The following is a 19,655-nucleotide window of genomic DNA, read 5'->3' as shown; positions in this document are numbered from 1 at the left end:
ACGAAAAAGGTAAAAGAATGAGCACTTATTCCAACCAGGTTCAAATTCTTACTAGAGAAGGTAGCCAATTAATGAACGCTTCGACAACCCAAATGAAGGCAATTGATCGAATTGTATTAGGAGCAGTTGGAAAGGTTGAAAAACTAAGTGGACAGTCAAAAGAAATATCAAAATTAGTTAAAGTGATTAACGAAATTGCCGATCAAACCAATCTATTAGCCTTGAATGCAGCGATTGAAGCAGCACGAGCTGGAGAAAATGGAAAAGGTTTTGCCGTAGTTGCTAATGAAGTAAAGAAACTTGCTGAACAAGTATCATACTCGGTCAAAGATATCTCTGAAATTATGGAGAAAATTCAAGATGAGACACAACAAGTAACACGATCATTACAATCTGGTTATGAAGAAGTAAATAAAGGGACAAATCAAATAACTCAAACAGAAGAAACATTCCATAAAATAAACACAGCGGTTATTAGTATGAATGATAATATCAAAGATGTGGCAAATACTTTAAATGACTTGACCGATTCATCGATTAAGATCAATACAGCAATTGACGATATTGCTGCTATTTCTCAAGAGTCATCTGCAGGTATAGAAGAAACAACTGCTACATTGGAACAAACCGCAAGTTCGATGCATGACCTAACTAGTGATTCAGAAGAATTAGCTAATTTAGCTACAAAACTACATCAACAAGTAAGATTGTTTAAACTTTAATTTTATAAGAGGTTGAGAACTCTCTATTGAATATCAATATATCTAACCCTAATAAGCTTCAGAACATAATTGTGCAGCGAAAATAGCTTAAAGTGAAAAAGTACAATAGCTATAAAAAGGTTGAATAATATCAGTAGGAGAGTTACTACTAAGTGATTTGCAAAGTAAAAATACGTCATGCAAATAATGAAAAAGAACAATAACTAAATCGATAAAAACGATAAGAAATATGAATCTATAAATAAAACCCCTAAATAAGAGACTTTATCAAAAGTCTTTTATTTAGGGGTTCATATTAGATGTTTAAATAGTTGGAAGTTTGATTTTTAAGATTAGATTAACGAACTGTACCGTAGCTGTGTACGTAGTATTTCCAGTAAGTGCTCATTGTTTGATATTGAACATGTGTACCAGCAGCATGTACTAGCATACCGTTTCCAGCATAAATAGCAACGTGTGTAATAGCACCGCCACCAACGTTGAAGAATACTAAATCACCAGGTTGAGGATTGTTCGTATATTTTACAGCAGCGCGTTGTGCACGGCTTGTACGTGGTAAAGAGATACCACTTTTAGCATAAACATAACGAGTAAAACCACTGCAGTCAAAGCCAGAAGGAGTAGTACCGCCATATACGTAAGGAGTACCAAGATATTTTTTACCTGTACTTACGATATTGCTTAAACCAACTTCTGATGATGTTTTCTTAACACCAGCACCTTTTTTAAGATATGCAGCTGACATCCAGCCTGTTTTACCTTGTACTGTCACCTTGAACCAAGTTTTTCCGTTTACAACTTTTTTATATTTAGCTGTTACAGTTTTATTTTTACCAATATACGCTAAAGCTTTTGAACTTGTAGAAGAGCTAGCACGTAATGTCAATGAACTAGCAGTTACATGATATTTTCCACTAATTTTAATAGCAGTAGAATCAGATACCTTCGTAATATCTTTTTCTACTTCATTAGTAGTTTTGACATTTTCTACTTTAGTAGAAGCTGTTTCTTCGTTTTCTGCAGCTTTTACATGTCCAAAGCTAATTGTTAATGCTAAAGTACTTGCAGCGATTGCTGTTAATAATGATTTCTTATTCATCTAATTCCTCCAACTATTCAACGATTTTTTTATATAACTATTTAAACGATTGTTTTCGAATTTTTTATATTTACAAATATAACTTTATAGAAAATATGAATAGAAGACAATGCAATTTCATTTACAGTTATATTACAGTTATGTAACAAGCATCATAGATTCCGATTTTACTAGGATATTTCATTATTATTTGTCCTAAAAATAGCAGTAATTGATAAAAGAAAATGGGTCTATGACGTAATTTTACATAAGAAAAAGATACCTTTATGTCGTTTATAAAGGTATCTTACTAGCAAATAACTATAATATTACATATTGTTACAAAGGGTAAAAGTACGTGTTTACGAAATAGACTCGTTGGAATAATTAAAAAAGGAAAATTCAAACGAATGAGAAAATTTAGATAAAATTCCTCATTATAGTTCGGATTTACCATTAGCTAAGCTTCTTTTATCCTAGTTTGACACTTAATAAATTAATATTTTAAATCATAGAATCGTTTATAACTATCAAAATGGCTTTTCCAATATGAATTGTTGACAGAAGAAACTTGTACTTGGTCTCCACCGGCATGAACAAATTGACCATTACCGATATATATTCCCAAATGTGAGATTCCTTGTTTGTACGTGTTTTTAAAGAATACTAAGTCGCCTGCTTTAGGTGTCGAAACATAATAAGATCTCGCTTCGTAATCAGCAGCGCTTGTTCGGATGATATTACTATATCCCGCTTTACTATAAACGTAGTAGATAAAACCGCTACAATCAAAACCACTTGGAGAAGAACCTCCCCATACATAAGGAACACCTTGGAAAGAAAGTGCTAGATTCATAGCTGTATTGACAACCTTTGATGATGATTGTTGACCAACAGTAGGATTGGAAACAGCAGTTGTATTTTCTTTTTTTTGTTGACTCGTTGTACCTGTATTTTTAACTGCTAATACTTGTCCTACACGAATTAGATTGGATGTTAAGCCGTTCCATGATTTTAGTTGAGTAACTGTGACTCCATATTTGTTTGCGATGGTAGATAACGTATCCCCTGCGACAACCGTATGTTTTGAAGTTGATGTAGAAGCGGTTGCTTTTTTCTGTGTACTATTAGAAGTGGTGCTTGAAGTTCCTTTTACAGGTATTGTCAATGTTTGGCCAACATAAATAATCTTATTTTTTATTTTATTTGTTTTTTCAATAGCTTCAATAGTCACTTTATATTTCGTAGCAATTTTAGCTAAATAGTCGCCAGCCTTTACTTTGTATGTAGTTGTTTTTATGTTTTTCGTAGAGCTAGATGATTCTTTGACTGTTTTAGTACTTGCTACTTTTACGGTTGACGAACCAGGAATCTTTAGAGTTTGCCCCACATATATTTTGTCGTTCTTTAGTCCATTAGCTTTCATAAGAGAAGACAAAGTAATATTATGTTGAGCAGCAATTTTAGCTAAATAGTCGCCGGCCTTTACTTTATATGTAGTTGCAAGTGTTGTCTTATTTTTATTGGAAGTAGTAGTGCTAACTTTTGTAATGGCTTTGCTACTCGTTTTAATACTTTGTCCAACGTAAATAACATCGGAAGAGAGATGGTTTAATTTCTTAAGGTTAGATACTGTTGTATTTGTTTTTTGAGCGATTAAAGACAAAGAGTCTCCGCTTTTCACTTTATATGTATAGGTACTTGCTTGTGCGTCTTGAGAGTTAAGGACAAATGCAGCAGCTCCTACTGCTAGAACAGAACATACAGCCTTTTTCACAAAAATCACTCCTTTAGTTGGATTTGAACGTACAGGCTTTTGTTATCTACATTGTAGATAAAAACAGAAAATAAAACAATATTCATATAAAAAAGGGTAAATTTGATAGAAATATAATTAAAAAAATACTGTATATTTGAATCTTTTATAGGTTAAAATTACTATCAAAATTACTGTTTTTTTGTCGTAATTTGCATTATTAATGATTTTACTGTCTAAATATAGAAAAAAGAGTGCTATTTTGGTTGGATTTAGCACTCTTTTAATCGTTTACTATAATTTAAATAATTGAACACTCTTACTTAAAGAATCAGCCATATTACTTAATTCTTCAATAGAAGCAGTAATTTCCTCAATGATTGCATGTTGTTCTTCAGATAAACCTGCAATATGCTGTGTTTTGTCATTTGTATCTTGTGAAATCGTATTAACATGTTCCAGTGAAGCTGCGGTTTCTTGGGAAGCTGCAGTGATTTCTACTGTTACGTTAGATACTTCTTGGATATCTTTTGATAGAGTCAAAGAAGTTTCGTAGATATCTTGGAATGCTGCTCCTGTAGTTTGAATACTTTTATAGACAAGTTCTGCATGATCATTTACTGTTTGCATCTGCTCGACTGTTTTGTTCATACTTTGGTGGATACCTAGAGTTGTTTCGCGAATTTCATTTGCTGAACGAGTGGACTCTTCTGCTAATTTTCGTACTTCATCAGCAACAACTGCAAACCCTTTTCCGTGTTCGCCAGCACGTGCAGCTTCGATTGCTGCATTTAGTGCCAATAAGTTAGTCTGATCTGAGATATCCGTAATAGTTGTTACCATAGTATTAATCTTTTGAGAGCTACCTGCTAATTCAATCAGTGAGTTTTGAGTTGCTTCAATGGAACTTTGAATTTCCTTCACTAACTTTACAGTTGATTCGAGATTTTTTCCTCCGTAGACGGTCTTATCTGTAGCTACTGTGGCAGAATTCGAGACCATCGTTGCTGTTTCAGCAACGGAAGCAACTTGGTCTGCAACAAGATTCATAGAATTAGTGCCGTTTAGTACATACTCCATTTGAGTATTAGCATCCAATGCGAGTTGGTCAATTTTTTCGCTCACTTGTTTAGTGGCAGAGCTTGTTTGTTCTGTACTAGCATAAAGCTCTTCGGAAGAGGCAGCTAATTGCTCACTCGTTAGTTTTACTGTTTTAATGATTTGTTTTAAATTGCTATACATGTTATTGAATGCTTCTGCAAGCTGACCAATCTCATCTTTTGAATGGTTATTTAAAGAATCTAAGGTTAGATTTCCGTTGGCAATCTCAGATGCTAAGGTTGTCATATTTTTTAAAGGTCGAATCTTCTTCGCTAATAATAAAAGGAGCATAACTAAGTAGATTAGTACAAGAGCTACTATAATCGAAGTTACAATTACACTATTTTGGACATTATTATTCGCTTGTTCTACTTTTTTTAATGTCCATGAAGAAAGAGCTTTATCAAAATTTGAAACAGAATTATTGACATTATCTTTTAAAAGACTATATTCATTTCCATAAAGTAAATCCTTGGCTCTATCTGTTTCTCCTTTTTGCATTAGTAAAGAAGCTTGTTCTTCAATCATTTTTAGATGAGCTGATTGTTGAAGTGCATATTCGGCTAAGGCTAATGTTTCTTTTGGTAGGTGGTGATTTTTTAGTTGTTTGAGCGTCTTATTAGTATCGAGCGTTTCTTTTTCTTCTCGTTGATAAGCTCGTAAAGAACGGTTAGATTCTGTTTCTGTGTATGTACGGATATTAGATGACTTTGCTTCAATGTTTTGCATTAATTTTATAGCAATTTGTCCATCCTGTTGGTTAATATTAAATGCATTCGTTTGTTCAGATAAACTTTTTCCTAAATGCCCAATGCTTAAAGTAGTTAAGATAAGTAATATAACTGCGATGATGATTGAGTATTTAATCATACTACGGATTTTCATGTAGTCACTCCTAGTTTATATATTAATCTATTATTTATAACGATAAGCATTTGCTCTGTGGGTTGGCTTTTGGATTTTATTAAACCAGATTTTATCTTTTTCTTCTTGTGCAAGTGTACTAGTTATAGAGTTTGCGCAGTGTCTACAGATTTTAGCGTGATTCGTTATTCTTCCACATCTTTCACATGGTGCGCCAAGATTAGGGAAAAGACTATTTTTTAATCTACCTGTTTTTACCCATTTGTAGATTAATTCTGGCGGAATCCCTGTTCGTTCAATAACTTCATCATTAGATAGAATACGATTATTTTTTCTCAGCAAAAAATGAACAACTTCAGAGAAAATAACATCCTCATTTGCATCCGGTTGAATTTTCATATTAAACATCTTCAATCTCTCCCTTAGCTCGTAATATGAGTTTGCTATGATCAATCGCATTATTGTATTTATAATCTTCCCAACGATTACGCGCTATTTTTTGATATTTGGCAGAAACGTCTCTTCCAGAAATCAGTTGAGAAAATCCTTTTTTCGCTTCCTCAATATCCCCTATACGAAGGCTTAGTTCGGCATACAAATATTGAAGCTTTTCTTCGCCTTCTTTATTGGACGCAAAAGATTTACTGTAAAATTCTCTAGCTGCTTGAAGATATCGCATTTCAGATTGTGAATCTTTTTTTAATCTGTATAGCCATGCAATTTTTATCGCAAAATTGGCCATAATAAGAGGCTCCTCCATGGAAGCTCTTGACACTAAATAAGCTAACTTAAAGCTAGCAATAGCATCCTCAAGTGACCGCACTTCGCAAATATTCATCGGTTTTTGCAATTCTTTAATATATATTTCTTTAATAAGTTGCATGAAAGGTCCAAAAGTACGTGTCATTGATTTGTGATAGGCATACCCGCAATGAGGGCAAACAGAGACTTCATATAGTATCGGATTTAATCCCTCATAAATAGGCATAAAATCAGTATCTTGATCGACTACTTTATAACGATTTGGTCGTACTTTGTAAGTCGTGAACTTTTTTTTGCAACAACAGCATTCAATTTTACTTTCGTAATAATATATATTAAATCCCACTTGAAACATCTCCTTTATCCTACAATAACGGACAGGGCAGTATTACCCACCAACTGTTCCTAGCAGCCTAGTGAGTTCAGACATCCTTAAATTGTAATTATATCTATAGTGAAATCCGAGAATAATATAAATTACATAAACAAATTCATTGAGTATGTAATGATTATTTTTTACTATATTATCATATTTATTTAGTCAAATATCAATGATAATATATTACAATTTGTAGTATAAAGGTAATGTGTATTATAAAACAAAAGAATTAATTTGTAAATCTTTGGTTGTTGTTAGTTTATGAAGTTATGATTAAAAGGGAAAATTATAACTATTTAAAAATATACTTTTTATCTATTGATTAATGAGAAATAAGAGGAGACTTTATAAGAAATCGCAAAGTACCGCAAACAAGGGGATTGGCGGTACTTTGCAGAGCTGAGGAGGTTAATTGTTCCGTGTTTATAGAGTTTTTATTTCAAAGTTAGAAATAAGCAATAACAATTGGATAGTGAAATCAAATAAGCAAAATCACTATAGTACAAGCATAGCCAAAATAATAAAATTCGAAACATCTAGGACAATATTTTTTTGAATGTAACAATGTGCAAGTTGTAAAAAGTAAAATAATTCTATTAGGTATATTTCCGTATGAAATCAATAGAAGTATGAATATAGAAAACGCCTCTACAATATCATCATGCAGAGGCGTTTTTTCTATATAATATTTATATATTAATCTAGTAATCTTAACTTATTTGTTTTTCTTTCAAATTTTCAACTTTATACACGCGACCATAATCGTCCTTGTAAACAATATGTTCGCTATTAAATTTGGTTGGTGAGTCTAAACCAGCTGCTGCAGCTACTCTAAATAGACCTTCACGCATAGTAATAATGTAGTTAGTTACACGGAATTTTTTCTCTTCAACAATAAGACCATTTTGTAATTTAGGATCAGTTGTTGCAACGCCAGCTGGACATTCGTTTGTATGACAACGTTGTGCCATGATACATCCAACTGAAATCATAAATCCACGAGCTACGTTTATAAGATCTGCACCTAAGCCAAGAATGACTGCAGCACGGTCTGCAGTAATAATTTTACCGGAAGCGATAATTTTCACACGGTCACGTACACCGTATTTAATAAGGGCATCATGTAAAAGAACAAGGCTTGAGTGAATAGGAAGACCAACGCTATCTGCTAAGTCTTGGAATGTTGCACCTGTACCGCCTTCAGCACCATCGATTGTGATAAAGTCTGGACCTTTACCTGTTTCTTTCATATAAGAAGCAAGAGCTTCTGCATCATCAGGACTACCAATAACAATTTTAATCCCAACTGGAAGACCGCCGACTTCTCGAACTTGGTCGATAAATTTAAATAGTGATGGGAAGTCATTGAATTGATGGAAACGGTTTGGACTATTGATAGTTTTGTGTGGTTCGACATTACGGATTTTCGCAATTTCTTCCGTAACTTTATCTGCCTCTACGTGACCACCACGAGTTTTTGCACCTTGTGCTAGTTTTAACTCGAATGCTTTAACTTGAGGAATCGCCGCTTTTTCCTTTAGTAATTCAAAGCTAAATTCTCCGTCTTTTGTACGATAACCAAATAATCCTGAACCGATTTGGGCGATTATATCTGCACCACCAGCTAAATGATAATCTGAGATACCACCTTCACCAGTATTCATCCAAGAACCTTTTGCCATACTAATACCTTTTGATAAAGCGGTAATAGCATTTTTTCCTAGTGCACCATAACTCATCGCAGATTGACCGACTAAACTACGTACGTGGAAAGGTTCACGACAATTTGGACCAATTACAATGGCATCTTCTTCAGGAAGCAGCCATGGTTTAACTGTAACTTTTTCTGTATGTTCTTTACGATTAAACAATCCATCAGAATCAATCACGTATTTTTGAGTATCTACAGTTTGACTTTGATCGACACGCATTTCTTCTACTTGTTTTGTGAACATAGCGTTACGAATATAGAAACCTGCTTCTTCAAAATTACGTTTTGAACCATATCCTATGACAGAACCTAAGTATTTCCCAGGTAATACGACATGTAAAAAGTCTTCTCGACTAAAAGGCTTACCTTTATGGTCATCATCGAACAAATATTGTCGAAGTTCTGGACCGACTTTTTCAGTCATGTAACGCATTCTACCAAGAACCGGGAAATTCCGTAAAATAGCATGTTGTTTTTGCTTACGGTCTAATACATATAGAGTAAATACTAATATTGCAGGAATAATAACAAAAATAGTAATTAAAATTAATAAAATAGTTGAAATCATTTTTAAACCTCCGAAAAGCCTCATTAATCAAACTTTGTGTCAAATTTATGAATCTATCTCAATTGCGTATTAAATATATCACAATTCGAGATAGATTCAAGTGTTTAGATTAAAAAGTGTATTTATTAAAGAAAACACTTGAAAACGCTTACTTTAAACAGAAGATTTATACCCATTAAAGAATAGTGTGATTACCCTAAATCTGGTACAAATTCAACCTTAGAGTGTAAGTGTAGAGATTGAATATGGGATGTACCTCTATAATTAGATATATGTGACTTAAGCGGATTGGTGTCTAATCTTAATTTATAAAAGAAAAAGACTGTAAACTACTCTTAATTGGAGTGTGTTTACAGTCTTTTTTTCTATTTAAAATTTATTGGTTGTGTAATTTATTTTTTTTGCATCAATGAAATGACATAACCTACGATTGCACCAATAAGAGCAGGTATTAGCCAGCCAATCCCTGTAGAGTATAGTGGGATTTGGTTTAAGAAGTTTTCATAACCAGTAAAAGTGATTTTAGCTTGTTTAAGACCATCGTAAATACTTACTAAAGCTGTGAAAATCATTGCTGTAATATAAACAGCACGTGCATCATTGAACCATTTTGCAGCAAGAGTTAAGACCATTAGAACAATTGCTAGTGGATAAATAGCAAGTAGTACAGGTAAAGAGATGGTGATCAATTGTTCAAGCCCGATATTTGCTACGAAAGTTGAGAAAATCGTGAAAACCCATACCCATCCTTTATAAGAAATAGAAGGGAAGATTTTATGGAAGAACTCAGATGATGCAGTCATTAAGCCGATTGATGTTGTTAAACAAGCTAGTAGAATGACAGCTGTTAATAAGATATTACCGAATTGACCATATAGGATGTTTGCAGATTTTGTAATGATATCAGCACCGTTGTCGAATGCACCAATTGTTTGGAAACTTGATGAACCAATATAACCAAGAGAAAGATAAACAAGAGCTAGTCCAGCTGCAGCGATAAATGCAGCGAAAATTGTTGTTTTCACAACTGTTGGTTTGTGCGTAATATTTTTACCTTTTAATGCTTCTACAATGACAATTCCAAAGATTAATGCTGCTAGGAAATCCATTGTTAAGTAACCTTGAACGAAACCTTCACCAAATGGATTTGATACGTATTTACCGACTGCTTTTCCAGCTCCGTCCATCGGTGTCACGATTGCTTTTATAGCAAGTGCAGCGATAACAACTAAAAGTGCAGGAGTAAGAATTTTACCTACTCGGTCAATTAACTTACTTGGGTTCAATGCGAAGAACATAGTAATTGCAAAGAAAATGATTGAAAAGATTAATAATGGCCAAAATGATGCTGCAGATGCTTCTGACAAATAAGGTTTAACACCTAACTCATAAGAAACTGTACCCGTACGAGGCATTGCGAAGAATGGTCCAATCGCAAGATATACAATTGCTGTGAAGATTACACCGAATAGTGGACTAATACGGCCCGCCATATCTTGTAATTCACCGCCTGATTTGGCAACTGTAATAACCCCTAATAATGGAAGACCTACACCAGTTACTAAAAAACCAATTATAGCTAAAACAAAATGTTCGCCTGATTGTTGTCCTAATAGAGGAGGGAAGATAATGTTACCGGCACCTAGGAATAATGCGAAAAGCATGAACCCAACCGATATTTTTTCCCAAAGAGAAAGATGTTGATTTTGCATAATAAGACTCCTTTTATAATGTTCTGCGTGTAATCTCTAGTAATTTATATGAAATTATTACGCTATTTGGAATAAGGTGATTAAATATTCGTTGTTATCTGAAAATTCTAATTACAACAGTTTTAAAAAGGTACTTGAATAGATTAACATGAATATGTCTATAATGGAACCTTAAATTTTATTTAAAAAGTGAAAATTTATATTAATTAAGTTAAATATTCTAAAATAAAAGAAAATTTAGAATAAATAAATTATGAAGAGGGTGTAAAGATTATTTTAATAATGGATTGATATGAAGAGAAGTGGACCAAAGTCGAGAAATGTTTGAGGATTCGCGACTTAAATTGCTGTAAGGGCGAATACAATTCAAAAAAGAGCGAATAAAACAAAGGTAGGAGCGAATAAAATCCCCAAATTAGCGAATAAACCATAGGAAAGAGCGAATAAACTGCTCTTCGTTAATAATCCAGTCAATAGAATGTTATTAAATTTACATAATTTCATCTCCTAACAGATGTGTTAGGAGATTTTTATGTGCAATAATTCAGCCAGGTGTGAATTCGATAAAAAGTAATGATTAAAATAGTCAGATTCATAGTAAAAATTGGTTGTGTCATATTCGTAATTTGGCTCTATAATCATATATGTAAAGTTGTTAAACACATAGAATTGCATAAAACTTAAAATTTGATGCAACCTTTTAAGCATTTCTTGTGTTTTATTTGAGTAAGATTTAAATAGTATGATTATAGTGATGGACAAACAAATTACTTGAAAGAGAGTGTTATTTTCTAGAAATCATGCTATAATACTTTTTGTATTCAATGATAACTAGCATTTGAATGCGTTTTTTATTGCGCATTTATTAATATACGTAGAGTTTATAAGGAGGATGGGTAATATATGAATTACCTAGCATTAGTTGTAGCCTTTGTCGCTTCAATTCTTTTGACTCCGCTTGTTAAACGACTCGCATTTCGAATTGGTGCAGTAGATAAACCAAACTATCGTAAAGTGCACGATCATGTTATGCCACGACTTGGTGGATTAGCTATTTTCTTAGCTTTTCTAATTGGTATAGTTGTAGCACAACCTATGGATAAATCAATGATTGCCATTTTAATCGGAGGCTTTGTTATTATCGTGACAGGCGTCCTTGATGACATGCTTGAAATTTCTCCAAAAGCTAAATTGATTGGGCAAACTGTTGCCGCTGCAATCGTTATTTTCTTTGGTGGTGTTGAAATTGACTTTATCAATTTACCTTTCGACGGAAAATTAGACTTTGGTTATTTAAGCATTCCATTAACTTTAATTTGGATTATTGGTATTACGAATGCGATTAACTTAATAGATGGATTAGATGGCCTTGCAGCCGGTGTTTCCACAATTGCATTAATCACACTTGCAGCTATGGCATTCATAATGGGTAATGTTTTTGTATTAGTGATGGCTTTGATTCTTGCAGCAAGTACATGTGGTTTCTTATTTTATAATTTCCACCCTGCGAAAATTTTCATGGGTGATACCGGGGCTTTGTTCCTTGGATTTATGATTTCTGTTTTAGCTTTACTTGGATTTAAAAACGTAACTTTTGTTTCATTAGTTGTTCCTATTGTTATGTTAGGTGTTCCAATTTCAGATACTTTTTTCGCTATTGTGCGTCGTTTGTTAAACAAACAACCACCATTTAGCCCAGATAAATCTCACTTGCATCACCGCTTGATGAGTATTGGTTTTACTCATCGCCAAACAGTATTACTTATTTATGGGATCGCTGCAATGTTCGGGTTAGCAGCAATTACATTCTCAATGGCAAAAGTTTGGGGAGCAATTCTTCTCATCACTGTAATTCTTGTAGTAATTGAGTTATTTGTCGAAGTGATTGGACTAGCTGGACAAAATTATCGCCCATTGTTAAACCTTGTTCGAAAAAAATAATCTTAAAATATACTAGAGTGTGCTAAAAGTTTTGACCTTTTAGTTACACTCTTTTTTATTTTGTGGATAAGTATTGGATGGAGATTGACCAATTCATCAGTGATGGTAGAGGATAATGTGGATAAAGCTGTGGGATTGTGGATAATTTCAAAATATTTTAAATATTAATATCTTAATAGAATTAAATATACCTCTGAAAGGGGAGTGACTTTGAAGGGAAATAAAAGCATCAGAAAAGGAAATAAACACTGCTGAAAAAGAAATAAAAGCCTCTGAAAAGGTAATAAAACCCTTTAAAAAAGAAATAAACCTCCTCTAAAAAGAAATAAATCCCTTCATCTATGTTGCTTTCACCGAGTAACTTCATTTTCTAACGTTATTCGCTCTCTTGGTAGTTTTATTCGCTCTCTCGCTTCGTTTATTCGCTCCATTTTAAATTGTATTCGCCCTTACAGCAATTTACGTCTTCAAAAACCTCAGTTCAAAAAGAGAACCGAACCATAAATAAAAAAGCATCCAATAGAAAAACTATTAGATGCTTATTATTCGTTATCATTAGATTAATTATTCGAATTGTAGTCTGAGCTGTAACTGCTACTAGAACCAGATCCACTATAAGTACTACCAGAACCGCTATAAGAACTAGATTGTTGACTGGAATTATATTCGCTACTACTGTTGTTCGTATCTGTCTGAGTACCGTCGTTCGAATTATCTTGTGTGTTTAAGTCATTTTCAGTTAAACCTAAATGTTTTTGAAGCGTTTGTTTGATTTCAGCAAGATTATTTGTATCTAATTTGTAGTAGTAAACGCCAGTTGACATATCGTCGTAACCTTTTAAAGATAGTGAGTCAACTTTTGGCATACCACCTTTAATATAAGCGGCAAGTGATTTCATCTCATCGAAAGTCATGTTCGTTTTCATATTGTTGCCGACTGCAGCTAATATATCATCATATTTTGTTAATGATGTTACGGATGATGCTTTTTTAATAATAGCTTCTAAAATCATCTGTTGGCGTTCTCCGCGTTTGATATCGCTATCTTGATGTCGCGTACGTGCAAGTGCTAATGCTTCACGACCATTGAGTAATTGCTTACCAGGTTTTAAGTTGACTGTTCGTTTGTCGTTTTCATCAAGTTCATGTAATGCATAAGGTACGTTAACTTTAATACCACCAAGTGCATCGACAATTTCGATAAATGCATCAAAGTTTAAACGATAGTAGTAATCTACAGGAACGTTTAATAAATTTTCTACTGTATCAATTGTTGCTTCTGTCCCACCGTATGCATGTGCATGAGTGATTTTATCTTCATGACCTACATAAGGAATGTAAACATATGAGTCACGTGGAATACTTAGTAATTTAACTGATTTATCTTTGTTGTTTAAAGTTGCAAGCATTAAGGCATCTGAACGAGAATGATCAGAACCTTGTTCACGAGCTTCGCTATCATCAATACCAACAAAAAGTATTGAGATATTATCTTTTAATGGTTCAACTTTTTCTTCTCTCAAAGCAGATTTCTCTCGGGTATTACTTGTATCGTAAGCTTTGTTTGCTGCTTTTTCACCTTGTTTGAAAAGATAAAAGGCATATGACCCGGTCGCTATAACTGCTAATATTAAAAGAACTAAAAAGGTTTTTAAGACGGGATGTTTCTTTTTTTTCTTTTTAAGGGACTTTTTCTCCTTTTTCGCTTGTACTCTTGAATTTGTCATATATAATCTCCTCTAATTTAGGAATACTAATCTACAGAATTGTATTGACACGATGTATTTGACGATTTCTTTAAAATAAAGTTGCTACATTTCGTGTAGCGAATTTAATTATACTATGGAGAATTGAATCAGTAAAATTAATTTTTAGTTACTTTTTGTCAAATTCTAAAAATAACATGTCTTCATTTGTTATAATAGCTTGTCCATTTGTCATATTTGTAAGCCACTCGGTAAATGGAGTTTCTTCTTCTTTTGGAACAAAGACATAAAATTCGACATGATCTGCGTAATTTATATCATTTAAAATATAGGAAGAATTTCGAATTTCATTTTCAAGTTTCCCTAACCAAACATACTCTACAGTTACCTTCATAAGATGATGAAGACGTCTTTCGACAACACCACTAGCATCAATTCCAGCAGTAGTTGCTTTTCCGTAGGCACGGACTAATCCTCCTGCTCCTAATTTAATGCCACCAAAGTAGCGTGTAATAACAACTACTGTATCTTTTAAGTGTTGCTTCTTTAATACTTCTAAAATGGGAACGCCAGCTGTGCCACTTGGCTCACCATCATCGTTTGCTTTTTGAATTTGGTCATGTTCTCCGATTAAATAAGCTGAGCAATTGTGCGTAGCTGAATAGTGCTCTTTTTTTATAAATTGTATAAAATCAAGTGCCTCTTGTTCAGTTTCGACTCGTTTACAATTTGCGATAAATCTTGATTTTGAGATAATAATTTCACTGTTTCCAAGGGTTTTTAGTGTTAAATAATTTTTTCTCATGGTAAACTCCTTCTTACTAGGTATTATATAATGAAACCTTTGACATCGTAATGACATCATAATTTAATAGTCTCAGGTCGGATAAATGATATAATAAATTTAGGGTCACAGTAGTAAAGATATATTTTTGTGTATAATTTTAATATGTATTATTTATTCTAAATGTAGCACAAAGTGTAAGGGTGATGTGAATGATAAAATGATAAATGATAAAATTGATTTGAAATCATTAGATCTGATCTTCAATCGAATGGTAAAAACGATAGATGAATCAAAAAATGACATCTTTACGATTAGTGAGCAAAGTCGACGAACTTTTGATGAAATGAAATTGGAATTAGAGGAAGTTCGTTATAAAATAGAGAATTTAATATCTGAAAACGATGTATTAGAAGCTAAATCTAGACTTTCGAGACGACGACTAGCTGAAGTATCCAAGAATTTCAAGATATTTTCAGAAGAAGAAATTCACAAAGTTTATGACCAAGCAAACCAAATACAAATTCGCTACTCTATTCTCCAAGCTGAAGAAAAGCAACTGAGAGAAAAAAGAGACGATTTAGAAAGACGCATGAAAAGCTTACTTGATACAATTGAAAGAGCTGATCATTTAGTCAATCAAGTGAATGTAGTTCTAAATTATCTAACTTTTGACCTTAAGCATATTGGCCCAGCACTTGAGAATGCTAAGATGAAAGAAGATTACACAATCAAAATTATCGAAGCAACAGAAGAGGAAAGAAAGCGAATCTCAAGAGAAATACATGATGGCCCAGCACAAATGTTAGCCAATGTATTATTGAGAACTGATTTAATCAATCGTACTTATAAAGAAAGAGGCATTGAAGAAGCGCTTCAGGGAATATTAGAGTTAAAAGATATGGTTCGCGATGCTTTACATGAGGTCAGAAGAATTATCTATGATTTGAGGCCTATGGCTTTAGACGACCTAGGTATTGTACCGACTTTAAAGAAATATTTAAAAACTGTTGAAGAATATAAACAAAATAGCAATGTACATTTTAATTCGATTGGTGAGCCTATTCGCATAGGTACAAATTACGAAGTAGCAATCTTTAGATTGGTTCAAGAATGTGTTAACAACGCTATTAAACACGGTAAATCCCATGATGTATGGGTGAAATTTGAGTGGCTTAAAGAACACGTCAATATTACTATTAAGGATAATGGTTCAGGATTCGATACTGATATTGTCAAAAGAAATTCGTTTGGTATTATAGGAATGCGTGAAAGAGTCGAACTGCTTAACGGAGAGATGAAGCTATCTTCAGTTAAAAACGAAGGCACCCACATTACTTTTATAATCCCTATTGGACAACAAAAAAACTATAAAAAAACGAACTAATTTAGGAGGAAATTTTCATGACGAAAATTGTTATTGTAGATGATCACCAACTATTCCGTGAAGGAGTCAAAAGAATTTTAGATTTCGAAGATTCTTTTGATGTGGTAGCAGAAGGTGATGACGGTCAAGATGTTATCCGTCTTTATAATGAATATCAACCAGATGTAGTATTAATGGATATTAATATGCCACAAAAAAATGGTGTGGAAGCTACTGCTGAACTTTTAGAAAAATACCCTGATGCAAAAGTAATTATCCTTTCAATCCATGATGATGAATCTTATGTTTCACATGCATTGAAATCTGGCGCACTAGGCTATATGCTAAAAGAAATGGATGCAGATGAAATCGTAGAAGCTATTAAAATCGTGGCTGCTGGTGGTTCATACCTACATCCGAAAGTAACAAAAAATTTAGTTGCTGAATACCGTCGCCTAAGTGAACGTGAAAATAAAGGCTCATTCCACCAAACAGAAATTCGTCGTCCATTCCACTTACTTACAAAGCGTGAATGTGAAGTACTTCAACTACTAACAGATGGTCAAAGTAACCGAGCTATCGGTGAAACGCTATTCATTTCCGAAAAAACCGTTAAAAACCATGTATCAAGCATTCTTCAAAAAATGAATGTAAACGACCGTACACAAGCAGTTGTAACAGCTATTAAAAATGGTTGGGTAGAAGTTCGATAATTTTATTTATATCTTGATAAGGCTAGAGTAACTGGAATTATAACCGTTGCTCTAGCTTTTTTACTTTTTATACAGTGGAAAACTATTGTGAACGTTTTTAATTTGATCAGCTCTGATAAACTAAGTTTGTTGATCTTATTCAAAACTTAATATTTTTTTACATATTTCTGTCGCTTTTCCACTTTCAATGACATACAAATACATTCTGGATTATACTAATTGTAGAATGAGTTGAAAATAGTATCCAATAATATACATAGAAACTTATTTCTTTCTATTACGTCTAAAAAATGAATAGATATTATGAATTATAATAATTATGGGTATTCTAGTTCCAAAGAGAATGTAGGAGGGTAATGAATGATTTTCAAAAAGATAGCATTGATTGGAGTATGTGCCTTAATGCTTACAGCTTGTGGAAACAACGACAATAGTGCTAAAGATAACAACTCTGGCTCTGCAAAAGATACTGATTATTCATCACAAAATAATTCCATCAATCATGGAATCACAGATACAAAACAAGATTCAACAACAAATAAAAGCGAAGAACAAACGAATTCTGATTCATCTAGTGCTGACAAAAATGATCAAGCAACAACGGATGCTACTACAACTGATGATGAAAAAGTTGGTTTCGAATTAAACTCGGATGGTAAAGTAGACGAAGCAAAATCAGTCCCAGCTGATGAAAAGAAAGCAATCTTAGCAGTTTTTGACGAATATATTAATTCTTTTAATGATAAGGACATCAATCGTTATGGAAAAACTTTATCAAAAAGTCCAAAAGGCTTTAACTACGATGAAGAAATTGATTATACCAAACAAGCCTTTAAGGATTACGATGTTAAAAGAACAGCCAAAAATGTAACATTGAAAAAATATAAAGAAAATTATGCTGAAGTTTTTGCGAATATAAAAACAACAGTGAAGCAAGATGACCAAACATTTACTCAACCTTTAAACCAAGTTACAGTGATGGCGAAGGAAAATGGTAAATGGGGAATTTCAGCAGTGTACGTAATGGGCACAAAAGAATAAGTGACTACTCATGGAATGTAGAGGTTTCTCCTTTGCATTCCATTTTTGTAGCTATAATAGATATATTTATACAATGAAAATATGTTTTACATATTTGACTTATAGAACAAAATCAGTAACACTTATAATCTAGGGATATTTTTCATTTAACATTCATAGCGATATATTATAAAATGTAAAACTAGGTAGGAGAGTGGATGAAATGACAACAGCAATTGTAACAGATAGCACAGCCTATTTGTCCCAAGCTGAACAAGAAAAATATAATATTCACGTAGTACCGCTTAGTGTGATTTTTGATCAAGAAACATTTGCAGAAGGCGTTGATATAGACGTTGCTACTTTTTATGACAAAGTTCGAGAAGCAAAAGAACTTCCAAAGACTTCGCAACCACCGATAGGCGAATTTGTCTCTTTGTTTGAAAAGCTAGCAAATGACTATGACGAAGTAGTAACAATTCACTTATCTAGTGGCATTAGTGGTACATACCAAGGAGCAGTTCAAGCAGGAGAATTGGTTGAAGGCCTCGATGTATACGGATTCGATAGTGAAATTGCTTGCGGCCCACAAGGTTTTTACGCTATTGAAGCAGCGAAAATGGCGCAACAAGGTGCTTCAGCTAAAGACATAATGGCAAAGTTAAAAGAGATGAGACAATCTATGCACGGATACTTTATGGTGGATGATCTATCACATTTGCAACGCGGAGGAAGACTTTCAGCCGCTTCTGCATTAATCGGAGGATTACTACAAGTTAAACCAATCCTGCATTTCAAAGACAAAGTGATTGTTCCTTTTGAAAAAATTCGTACACGCAAAAAAGCATTGCGTCGAGTAGAAGATTTACTTGGCGAAGATGTTGCCGTGCATCCCGATATCGAAGCTGTCGTGATTCACGCCAATTGCGAAGCAGAAGGACAAGCATGGTTTGACACACTACAAGCAAAATACCCAACCGTCCATTTCAAACAAAGTTACTTTGGTCCAGTAATCGGCACCCACTTAGGTGAAGGCTCACTTGGACTTGGATGGTATAGAAAATAAAGCTGCGACAATACTAGTCCCAGTTCACACACAAAGTCGAAATTGCATGACGCAATTTCGGCTTTTTTCCTTTTAAGAGGGGGGATTACAAGTCTAATACTTTCATCTTTATAAAGAATTTTAGTACTAGAAGAGGTTGAAGCTGGTGAGTTGTGCAAAAAGAGCTGAGTTGTGCAAAAGGAAGCTTGAGTTGTGCAAAAGGAGATGAGTTGTGCAAAAGGGAGCCTGAGTTGTGCAAAAGGAGTTGTGAGTTGTGCAAAAAGGAGCCTGAGTTGTGCAAAAGGAGACATGGGATGTGCAAAAGGAGCTGAGTTGTGCAAAAGGAAGCCTGAGTTGTGCAAAAGGAGTTGTGAGTTGTGCAAAAGGAGCTGAGTTGTGCAAAAGGAAGCTTGAGTTGTGCAAAAGG

General features: G+C 33.6%; 15 protein-coding genes. 6 read left to right on the top strand and 9 right to left on the bottom strand.

Annotation, left to right across the window (positions count from 1 at the left end; genetic code table 11):
- Positions 1-71 precede the first annotated feature (71 nt).
- Positions 72-722: a methyl-accepting chemotaxis protein gene (locus Q0977_RS15535; RefSeq protein ID WP_158582343.1), complete on the top strand. Its 651-nt coding sequence runs from the start codon at positions 72-74 to the stop codon at positions 720-722.
- A 337-nt stretch (positions 723-1,059) separates the two neighbouring features.
- On the opposite strand, the gene Q0977_RS15530 is transcribed toward Q0977_RS15535, so the two are convergent.
- The 7 genes from Q0977_RS15530 to brnQ all read right to left on the bottom strand — a co-directional run bounded on the left by Q0977_RS15530 (position 1,060) and on the right by brnQ (position 10,653).
- Complete coding sequence (locus Q0977_RS15530) at positions 1,060-1,821, bottom strand: C40 family peptidase (RefSeq protein ID WP_299515583.1); 762 nt, start codon at positions 1,819-1,821, stop codon at positions 1,060-1,062.
- Positions 1,822-2,296: 475 nt separating this feature from the next.
- Positions 2,297-3,577 carry a LysM peptidoglycan-binding domain-containing protein gene (locus tag Q0977_RS15525; RefSeq protein WP_299515581.1) on the bottom strand — a complete coding sequence of 427 codons (1,281 nt, stop codon included), beginning with the start codon at positions 3,575-3,577 and terminating at the stop codon, positions 2,297-2,299.
- A 273-nt stretch (positions 3,578-3,850) separates the two neighbouring features.
- Positions 3,851-5,542, bottom strand: coding sequence for a methyl-accepting chemotaxis protein (locus Q0977_RS15520; protein WP_299515579.1), 1,692 nt, complete (start codon positions 5,540-5,542; stop codon positions 3,851-3,853).
- Between the two features lie 30 nt (positions 5,543-5,572).
- Positions 5,573-5,929, bottom strand: a complete 357-nt coding sequence (locus tag Q0977_RS15515) for a hypothetical protein (RefSeq protein WP_119415600.1) — start codon at positions 5,927-5,929, stop codon at positions 5,573-5,575.
- Positions 5,922-6,629: a DUF2225 domain-containing protein gene (locus Q0977_RS15510; RefSeq protein ID WP_119415601.1), complete on the bottom strand. Its 708-nt coding sequence runs from the start codon at positions 6,627-6,629 to the stop codon at positions 5,922-5,924. The genes Q0977_RS15515 and Q0977_RS15510 overlap by 8 nt, the downstream gene beginning before the upstream one ends.
- A 743-nt stretch (positions 6,630-7,372) precedes the next feature.
- Positions 7,373-8,941 carry an FMN-binding glutamate synthase family protein gene (locus Q0977_RS15505; RefSeq protein WP_119415602.1) on the bottom strand — a complete coding sequence of 523 codons (1,569 nt, stop codon included), beginning with the start codon at positions 8,939-8,941 and terminating at the stop codon, positions 7,373-7,375.
- Between the two features lie 392 nt (positions 8,942-9,333).
- Positions 9,334-10,653: a branched-chain amino acid transport system II carrier protein gene (gene brnQ / locus Q0977_RS15500; protein ID WP_119415603.1), complete on the bottom strand. Its 1,320-nt coding sequence runs from the start codon at positions 10,651-10,653 to the stop codon at positions 9,334-9,336.
- A 903-nt stretch (positions 10,654-11,556) separates the two neighbouring features.
- Here brnQ and Q0977_RS15495 point away from each other — a divergent pair.
- Positions 11,557-12,594 carry a glycosyltransferase family 4 protein gene (locus tag Q0977_RS15495; RefSeq protein WP_299515572.1) on the top strand — a complete coding sequence of 346 codons (1,038 nt, stop codon included), beginning with the start codon at positions 11,557-11,559 and terminating at the stop codon, positions 12,592-12,594.
- A 560-nt stretch (positions 12,595-13,154) separates the two neighbouring features.
- Here the strand turns inward: Q0977_RS15495 and Q0977_RS15490 are convergent.
- On the bottom strand, positions 13,155-14,321 hold the full coding sequence (locus tag Q0977_RS15490; RefSeq protein WP_299515570.1) for an LCP family protein: 1,167 nt from the start codon (positions 14,319-14,321) through the stop codon (positions 13,155-13,157).
- Between the two features lie 148 nt (positions 14,322-14,469).
- A complete protein-coding gene (locus Q0977_RS15485) occupies positions 14,470-15,105 on the bottom strand; it encodes a YigZ family protein (RefSeq protein ID WP_119415607.1) in 636 nt (211 codons plus the stop codon).
- Positions 15,106-15,304: 199 nt separating this feature from the next.
- On the opposite strand from Q0977_RS15485, the gene Q0977_RS15480 reads away from it, so the two are divergent.
- The 4 genes from Q0977_RS15480 to Q0977_RS15465 all read left to right on the top strand — a co-directional run bounded on the left by Q0977_RS15480 (position 15,305) and on the right by Q0977_RS15465 (position 19,249).
- Entirely contained in the window at positions 15,305-16,471 is a 1,167-nt protein-coding gene (locus Q0977_RS15480) for a sensor histidine kinase (RefSeq protein ID WP_119415608.1), read from the top strand.
- A 17-nt stretch (positions 16,472-16,488) separates the two neighbouring features.
- Positions 16,489-17,163: a response regulator transcription factor gene (locus tag Q0977_RS15475; protein WP_119415609.1), complete on the top strand. Its 675-nt coding sequence runs from the start codon at positions 16,489-16,491 to the stop codon at positions 17,161-17,163.
- Between the two features lie 360 nt (positions 17,164-17,523).
- Positions 17,524-18,204, top strand: a complete 681-nt coding sequence (locus Q0977_RS15470) for a nuclear transport factor 2 family protein (RefSeq protein WP_299515566.1) — start codon at positions 17,524-17,526, stop codon at positions 18,202-18,204.
- Between the two features lie 202 nt (positions 18,205-18,406).
- Positions 18,407-19,249: a DegV family protein gene (locus tag Q0977_RS15465; RefSeq protein ID WP_299515564.1), complete on the top strand. Its 843-nt coding sequence runs from the start codon at positions 18,407-18,409 to the stop codon at positions 19,247-19,249.
- Positions 19,250-19,655 lie beyond the last annotated feature (406 nt).

Source organism: uncultured Rummeliibacillus sp. (genome assembly GCF_934216135.1).
Taxonomy (GTDB): Bacteria; Bacillota; Bacilli; order Bacillales_A; family Planococcaceae; genus Rummeliibacillus.
Note: the sequence above shows the minus strand (reverse complement) of the source record. Positions and strands in the feature narration are given on the sequence as shown.

What these genes read in the sequence shown, in the direction of transcription:
- Q0977_RS15520 (WP_299515579.1), bottom strand. Translation starts at nt 5,542, where the DNA reads ATGAAAATCCGTAGTATGATTAAATACTCAATCATCATCGCAGTTATA.
- Q0977_RS15465 (WP_299515564.1), top strand. Translation starts at nt 18,407, where the DNA reads ATGACAACAGCAATTGTAACAGATAGCACAGCCTATTTGTCCCAAGCT.
- Q0977_RS15515 (WP_119415600.1), bottom strand. Translation starts at nt 5,929, where the DNA reads ATGTTTAATATGAAAATTCAACCGGATGCAAATGAGGATGTTATTTTC.
- Q0977_RS15485 (WP_119415607.1), bottom strand. Translation starts at nt 15,105, where the DNA reads ATGAGAAAAAATTATTTAACACTAAAAACCCTTGGAAACAGTGAAATT.
- Q0977_RS15490 (WP_299515570.1), bottom strand. Translation starts at nt 14,321, where the DNA reads ATGACAAATTCAAGAGTACAAGCGAAAAAGGAGAAAAAGTCCCTTAAA.
- Q0977_RS15505 (WP_119415602.1), bottom strand. Translation starts at nt 8,941, where the DNA reads ATGATTTCAACTATTTTATTAATTTTAATTACTATTTTTGTTATTATT.
- Q0977_RS15470 (WP_299515566.1), top strand. Translation starts at nt 17,524, where the DNA reads ATGATTTTCAAAAAGATAGCATTGATTGGAGTATGTGCCTTAATGCTT.
- Q0977_RS15480 (WP_119415608.1), top strand. Translation starts at nt 15,305, where the DNA reads ATGATAAATGATAAAATTGATTTGAAATCATTAGATCTGATCTTCAAT.
- Q0977_RS15535 (WP_158582343.1), top strand. Translation starts at nt 72, where the DNA reads ATGAACGCTTCGACAACCCAAATGAAGGCAATTGATCGAATTGTATTA.
- Q0977_RS15475 (WP_119415609.1), top strand. Translation starts at nt 16,489, where the DNA reads ATGACGAAAATTGTTATTGTAGATGATCACCAACTATTCCGTGAAGGA.
- brnQ (WP_119415603.1), bottom strand. Translation starts at nt 10,653, where the DNA reads ATGCAAAATCAACATCTTTCTCTTTGGGAAAAAATATCGGTTGGGTTC.
- Q0977_RS15495 (WP_299515572.1), top strand. Translation starts at nt 11,557, where the DNA reads ATGAATTACCTAGCATTAGTTGTAGCCTTTGTCGCTTCAATTCTTTTG.
- Q0977_RS15530 (WP_299515583.1), bottom strand. Translation starts at nt 1,821, where the DNA reads ATGAATAAGAAATCATTATTAACAGCAATCGCTGCAAGTACTTTAGCA.